The following is a 6618-nucleotide window of genomic DNA, read 5'->3' as shown; positions in this document are numbered from 1 at the left end:
TAACATTGTTCTCGGCATGATGGTGAGGTCTGGTTGTTTTTTGGCGAAAGTAATTATATCAAATCATCATGCTGTCTAATAATCCCCCGAAAAACATCAACAACCCCTAGTTACTCATGATGAAACTTTAATGAATGAGGTATGCGATACTATTTGGCATATCCGAGATGGGCGTATTGAAGTATTTTCTGGCCGATATATGGACTATATTGCAGAGCAAGATCTCCAGAGGAAAATGTTGGAAAAACAATTGACAACTATTAAGCGCGCCAGAAAAGACACCCATAAGGCATTAATGAAGGAGAATGAGCGTGCAAGCCATGCGCGTCAACGTGGTATCAAAAGTATCCAAAACCGAAAATGGGCCACAGTAAAGTCTCCAACTAAACTTAGTAGAGGTAGCTCAACAGCCGGACGCAAACAAGCTGAAATTACGGAACACCGTAAAGAATTATTGGAGCAATTGTCTCAGCTGAATCCTGTCAAAGTTGTCACGCCACGTTTTCATTTACCAGCAGTTGTAAGATCAAAGCAAACTGTTTTGCAGGTTACGAATGGCGCAGTAGGATATGAAAAATTACTGTTTGAAAATATTAATTTTAGTCTTGCACAAGGCGAACGTTTAGCGCTGAAAGGCTGCAATGGTAGTGGTAAATCTACATTAGCACGTGCGATTCTTGGAGATCCGGAAATTATACGTAGTGGTGATTGGCTGATACCTCAACCCCGAGACATTGGCTATTTGGATCAACACTATGCTAATCTCAATCCTAACCATACGGTGCTGCAAGCGTTGATGAATGTTGTCCCAGATTGGAGTCAGCCAGAATTACGCAACCACCTCAGCAATTTCCTATTTCGGCAAAACGAGCTTGTTCAATCCCAAGTTTCTGTGCTTTCAGGAGGGGAGAAAGCACGTTTGTCACTGGCTTGCATTGCTGCCAAAGCTCCGCCGTTGTTGATTCTTGATGAACTGACTAACAACCTTGACATAACCATACGACAGCATGTAATAGATATTCTTCAAGCTTATCCTGGCACTTTAATCCTCATTTCCCATGACATAGAATTTTTAAAAAAAGTTAGAATTACAAAAAGTTATGTCATTGATGCGGTATACCAGTAAATGCACAGAGAAAAACCCTCTCTATATCTTCTATTCCCGATGTTGTGTTTCAACCTGGACACAATCAGATATAAATTTGCTGTGAAGATATGCATTTAGAGAGTGAGTGTGAATCGTTCCTGTTTTTCTTAGGTCATAACACTCTTGGACTGACTAAATAAAAATGATGTAGTGGTGTATCAATTATTCCTGAAGCCCGATAGATTCCTAAGGAAACTCTGAAAAATGTCTAATACTCCAATAAAATCAAAATATAATATCCCAGTTCAACGATATTAGATCTGATTCACAGATAGAATTATTAAAAAAATAATAAACTAAAATAAATGGAAGAATCAGACTAACGACAAAGTGCTATACTTCTAGTCGACGCTTTAGTTCTAATATAAGACTCGCATATTAAGAAAGCACTTCTCACTACAATATCAGCTCGAAATAGGTCAATCTCGACGAATTGATGCCAAAAGATCAGCTAGGTTTGTAAAATTGACTTCTCCATTCATTTTGGTTCATTCGTGATTCTGATTAAGACAAGGTTACTGAGCTATTTATTTGATATCGAAATTAAGTATATCTAGTACAGGAAATGCAAGTCAATGAAGCTTACTGCTGATTCTTACGTCTGAGCTGACAGAAAAAGTACTTGATGCTTCTACCCTTGTAGCGCTTTATCGTTTCAATGACAGTGAGGTCTTTCCCGCAGGTTTTTGATAATATTGCTGAGCAAAGGTCCAGTGGGGGTGTAAGCCCTCAATACTGACAGTACCCATTTCAAAGACAGTAACATCCCACATAAGGTTTATGGATGTTCCCCGGATAATATAAAACCCGGCACTCATGTTGACCTTCTTAATACAGCAATTGATGATTAATGAAAACCGGGAAATGGTCGGAAAAAACTTAACGCTGCTAAAAACGCAAAAATATAAAGACACAAAAGTCAGCACGACTGACCCGGAAAGTGGTTTTATGCACTGGGATAACAAACTCAAAGGATGTTTCTACCTTGATCCTCAGACAATGGATAACAACCAATACGGTATTATCGTAGGTATCTGTGCAACGTTAAGGCATATGTATAATGCTTACCCTTTATTTAGAACAGCTATTTTATTTAGCCTTAACGCAAATAGTGTAATTCAGTAATGCCCGTTCCACCATTTTTTCCATTTTAAAAATAAATTCCCATATTGCAGTACACTTCAGCTACACTGAAATCTATCTCGATTCAGCCAGAAATGTAGCTATTCCCTTTGCTTAAAAGATTGTTGGATAAATCGTCGTTGGGGGTATGGATCTTCACTGTGTCATTAAATACAAAAAATATCCAATATAATCAATATATTAAAATCACCTTCTACTTTATGAGAGGAGAATGTCAAACCAAAGTACTTCTACAAGCTATTATTAAAATTTAACGGTTGCAATATCCGCAACCAACTGATACTACAATTTTTATGTACTAACTACAGCGGAACCACAAAAAAGAATACAACTGGAGAAACTATGAGAATAGGAATTGATGATATAAGTCTTTATGTTCCTGGATTCTTCCTTCCCCTTGCAACGCTGGCAAAGGTCCACAATATTGACCCCAACAAATACTTACTTGGCATTGGTCAAGAAAAAATGGCAGTACCGTCCCCTGACGAAGATATAGTTAGTATGGCTGCAAATGCTGCAGAACCACTTCTTACACCATTGGTAATAGAGTCGATATCAACTATTATCATTGCAACCGAAAGCGGTGTTGACCAGTCAAAGTCAGCAGGTCTTTTTATCCACGGCATACTTAACCTACGAGGCAACTGCCGAGTTATAGAACTCAAACAAGCCTGCTATGGGGCTACTGCGGGACTACAAATGGCCTGTGCTCTAGTCAACCAGCGCCCCAATGAACGAATATTAGTAATTGCTAGTGATATATCTTGTTACCAACCTAACACAGATGCTGAATGTACCCAAGGAGCGGGCGCTATTGCCATGATTGTCAGTCACTCACCCCGCATCCTCGATATTCATCCATATCAGGGACGTTACAGTTTCGATGTGATGGACTTCTGGCGTCCAAACCAACATAAGATGGCTTTTGTTAATGGAAAATTATCCATCGAAATGTATTTAGAATCTCTAAAACAAACTTGGCAAAATTACCGCCTAGATGGTGGGCTACCTCTATCATCTTTACGTCATCTATGCTTCCACCTACCATTCACTAAAATGGCACAAAAAGCTTTCTCAATCTTCGAAGCCATTGAACCGAAAGCTGCGAAGGATATTGGTCCACAAAGCTACACAACCAGTCAAATCTATGGACGTGACATTGGGAACTGCTATACAGCCTCTCTTTACATAGCACTACTCTCACTTCTGGAGAATAGTACTGAAGACCTCTCCGAACAAAATATTGGTTTGTTCAGTTATGGTTCAGGTAGCGTCGGTGAATTTTTTTCCGCCAGTGTAGTCAAAGGCTACAGTACACACCTACGAAAAACTGAACACCACCGCTTACTACAGAATCGTCATGAACTAAATCATGAACAATATTTCGAGTGGTTTTATCAGGATATAGATCCTCAAATTAGTTCCTATGAATTGCCACAATTAACTTGCGGACGATATCGCTTCAGCGGTTCTAAAAACCACTGCCGACAATATGCAAACTCCCAGCAATCACAGAAGGAAAATTAAACTATGCAAAGAATACGATTAGAGTGGATGACTAATCAGATAGCATGCCTAACATTAAATAAACCTGAACGAGGCAATGCACTTAACGAAACGTTGATGAAAGAATTCAGTGATTACCTACAGCAATTAGCCAGCAATCCAAATTTACGGGCACTTCTCATCCAAAGCACAGGTAAACATTTCTGTACAGGAGCAGACATTCATTGGCTGAAACGAAGCCTGAACTTCAGCACAGAGGAAAACATTCTCGACGCTAGACTTTTGGAAAGACTACTACAACAACTCAACGAGTTCCCCGTACCAGTCTTGATGATTGCCAAAGGTGCGGTATTTGGGGGGGCTCTGGGACTACTCAGCTGTGCTGACTATGTTCTGGCCTTGAAAGACACTCGCTTTTCTTTTAGCGAAGCACTTCTGGGACTAGTACCTGCCATAATAAGCCCATATGTGGCAAGAGCCATCGGTTTGCGCCAAGCCCGTCGCTATATGCTCACGGCAGAAGTCTTCGATGTTCAACAAGCCATAGAATTGGGTCTAGTGCACCAGCAAGCTTCTGAGTCCAATTTGGACGAACTCCGAGACAACTGGATAAAATTGATACAAAAAACCGCTCCACATGCATCGCGAAAGATCAAGTCCATGCTCACTCGATTGAGCACACAGGATGGTTTGTATAACGAACAACAAACCAATATTCAGCTCATGTCTGAAACTCGTACTTCTTCCGAAGGTCAAATGGGATTACGAGCTTTCCTTGAGAAACGTCCTCCCCCCTGGAGCTAGAAAGTATGAGTTGCATTTTTCTACATTAAATTATGTAGGAGTGCAACTCTTCTCCTCACTTTTAAAAAAGGCTAATACTACAGCCGTAGTTATTCCATTGAGTGGAGACTTTTCCCCTGAGATAATAATGACATTATTGATATTGAGTATAGTACTGGTGTCGTCATTACCAGTATGACCAATGCAGAATCTGTTCAATTGCATCACCAGCTTTTCTCATCAGCCTGCACAATTCAGCTAAACCTAACGCTACTAGGTCCAGCAGCATTTTTTGATAACCGGTCAAAATCCCGTTCCAGTGTATCCTGTGCCTGCATGACAACGGCCAATGAAACAATGGTACCTGAGGATAATACATCCACCAGTGCATTAATATGTTCACCCCGTGCCATTTCACCGGTCAATGTTCCCGGTGCCAGTGGACGATTCAGCCGTTCAACCGGCACCGCCCGGTGGGTGTGTCAAACCACCAGACACCGTTTTCCACATTAGAACGCGGCGGGGTAAACCACAAGGTTTCAGTGAAGTCATTATCCGGACGCAATTCACCTGTCTGCCATACAGCGTAACGGGCTTACCGATATAGCGTCGCTTTATTAATCCAATCAGGTTCGGGATTGAATAACCGCAGTAACCAGTGATGAACCTGCTCACCATAGAGGTTTCTGCTTAGCTTAACTGCATCTCTACCTCCGATTTACCGATTTCGTGGCTCAATACCTAGCCTGTGAGTGCCTTCGCTAACATTTCACGACAGAAGTTACCCACAGTCGCGCATAGCTAAAGGACCCTGTAAGTGGCTAGTTCTCATCCGGAAGGGACTTTCACCTGTTATGGTAGACAGAAAAATATCTGTTGTGACAACCTGAAAAACTAAAGATAAGGCATTACGGCAATCAGATGTGTTAAAGCGTAATGGTATGACAGAACGTTGCGAAGTATCTGATCAAACTCAAGCGAATAGAGAACAAAAAATGTTCAATGAGCTTGGGGTCAAAAACATAGAGGTAAAATTTATCAAAGAATAGTAATATTAGGCTTGTAAAGATCATTACTGATCTTGCCATACTTTTAGAGTTTACAAGTGAAGAACTGTTTAATCTGGATTCAGTAATAGAAATAATGGAACAAATGGCAGCTGAACTTCAGCTACTTAACGATGATAAGAAGCAAGAGGTAATTGGATTCTTCCAAAATGTATCAAATAATTATACTAGTGAAGCGTATGAGTGTGTCAAAAGATTACCAGAATCTCTTAGCTTAATTTAGTAGAAGGCAGGCCAGCAGTCTGACCACCGTTTATTACTCCCGTACTTTGTTACACTGGCTGCAGGCGGTTCTCAATCGCAAGCTCCATATTCGTTACCTTTGCTCTATGCAGCCCCCAAGTGAACTGTTCCCCAATTTCTGGACAGTTTCCTCCGGAAGCTGGTATATAGCCCAAGCTTGGTATCACTCATATTTTTAGCACGTGGCCTCTCGGACTAAAAAAGCGCTCCAAGACGTTGTTGACTGAGTATCAAGCCGCACTGGAAAAATTGTTTATAACTGACTGAGTATATGGGGGTAGCGGGGGAATTTGAATATTAATCATTATCAATAAGTCAGAGTCATTACCAAAGAAAGCGCTACCGACCTTGATTAAGATATATAAATAAAGGTTCAAAGGTAGCGCTTAAATTATATTTGAAATTTTCTCATATAAACTCTTAAAAGGGTTTTAACCAACCCTGGATTATTAATAACATCAGCATCTTTTTCCTCATTGTACGCGACAAGAGGACGACAAATTTCTTGATTTATATCACACTCCAATGTAATAAGACCCGATAAGGGTTATAAACATTCTTTAGCTACTTTTTCAAGGATCACCTCATATAAAGAAGTTGCCAGAACTGATATATACCCAGGGCAAGATCGTGAATATTTTGTTAAAAAAATCAGATTTGACCGACAGTAATAGTTATGATCTCATACTCTCTTTTTGAGAGCAAAAACCCTGTGCTTTGATATTTTTA

At 40.3% G+C, this 6618-nt stretch carries 6 protein-coding genes; 4 read left to right on the top strand and 2 right to left on the bottom strand.

Features of this window, described 5'->3' with window-relative positions:
* Positions 1 to 130 precede the first annotated feature (130 nt).
* From SLS51_RS22160 to SLS51_RS22145, 4 genes are all read left to right on the top strand, one after another.
* Positions 131 to 1126 carry an ATP-binding cassette domain-containing protein gene (locus SLS51_RS22160; RefSeq protein ID WP_323840692.1) on the top strand — a complete coding sequence of 332 codons (996 nt, stop codon included), beginning with the start codon at positions 131 to 133 and terminating at the stop codon, positions 1124 to 1126.
* Positions 1127 to 1990: 864 nt separating this feature from the next.
* On the top strand, positions 1991 to 2272 hold the full coding sequence (locus SLS51_RS22155) for a hypothetical protein (RefSeq protein ID WP_323840691.1): 282 nt from the start codon (positions 1991 to 1993) through the stop codon (positions 2270 to 2272).
* Between the two features lie 360 nt (positions 2273 to 2632).
* Complete coding sequence (locus SLS51_RS22150; RefSeq protein ID WP_049584396.1) at positions 2633 to 3817, top strand: hydroxymethylglutaryl-CoA synthase; 1185 nt, start codon at positions 2633 to 2635, stop codon at positions 3815 to 3817.
* Between the two features lie 3 nt (positions 3818 to 3820).
* A complete protein-coding gene (locus SLS51_RS22145; RefSeq protein ID WP_323840690.1) occupies positions 3821 to 4600 on the top strand; it encodes an enoyl-CoA hydratase-related protein in 780 nt (259 codons plus the stop codon).
* Between the two features lie 233 nt (positions 4601 to 4833).
* On the opposite strand, the gene SLS51_RS22140 is transcribed toward SLS51_RS22145, so the two are convergent.
* Both SLS51_RS22140 and SLS51_RS22135 read right to left on the bottom strand, forming a co-directional pair.
* Positions 4834 to 5046, bottom strand: a complete 213-nt coding sequence (locus SLS51_RS22140) for a hypothetical protein (protein WP_323840689.1) — start codon at positions 5044 to 5046, stop codon at positions 4834 to 4836.
* A complete protein-coding gene (locus tag SLS51_RS22135) occupies positions 5036 to 5257 on the bottom strand; it encodes a hypothetical protein (RefSeq protein ID WP_323840688.1) in 222 nt (73 codons plus the stop codon). The genes SLS51_RS22140 and SLS51_RS22135 overlap by 11 nt, the downstream gene beginning before the upstream one ends.
* Positions 5258 to 6618: the final 1361 nt, after the last annotated feature.

It is taken from the genome of Photorhabdus africana (assembly GCF_035181445.1).
Lineage (GTDB): Bacteria > Pseudomonadota > Gammaproteobacteria > Enterobacterales > Enterobacteriaceae > Photorhabdus > Photorhabdus laumondii.
Note: the sequence above shows the minus strand (reverse complement) of the source record. Positions and strands in the feature narration are given on the sequence as shown.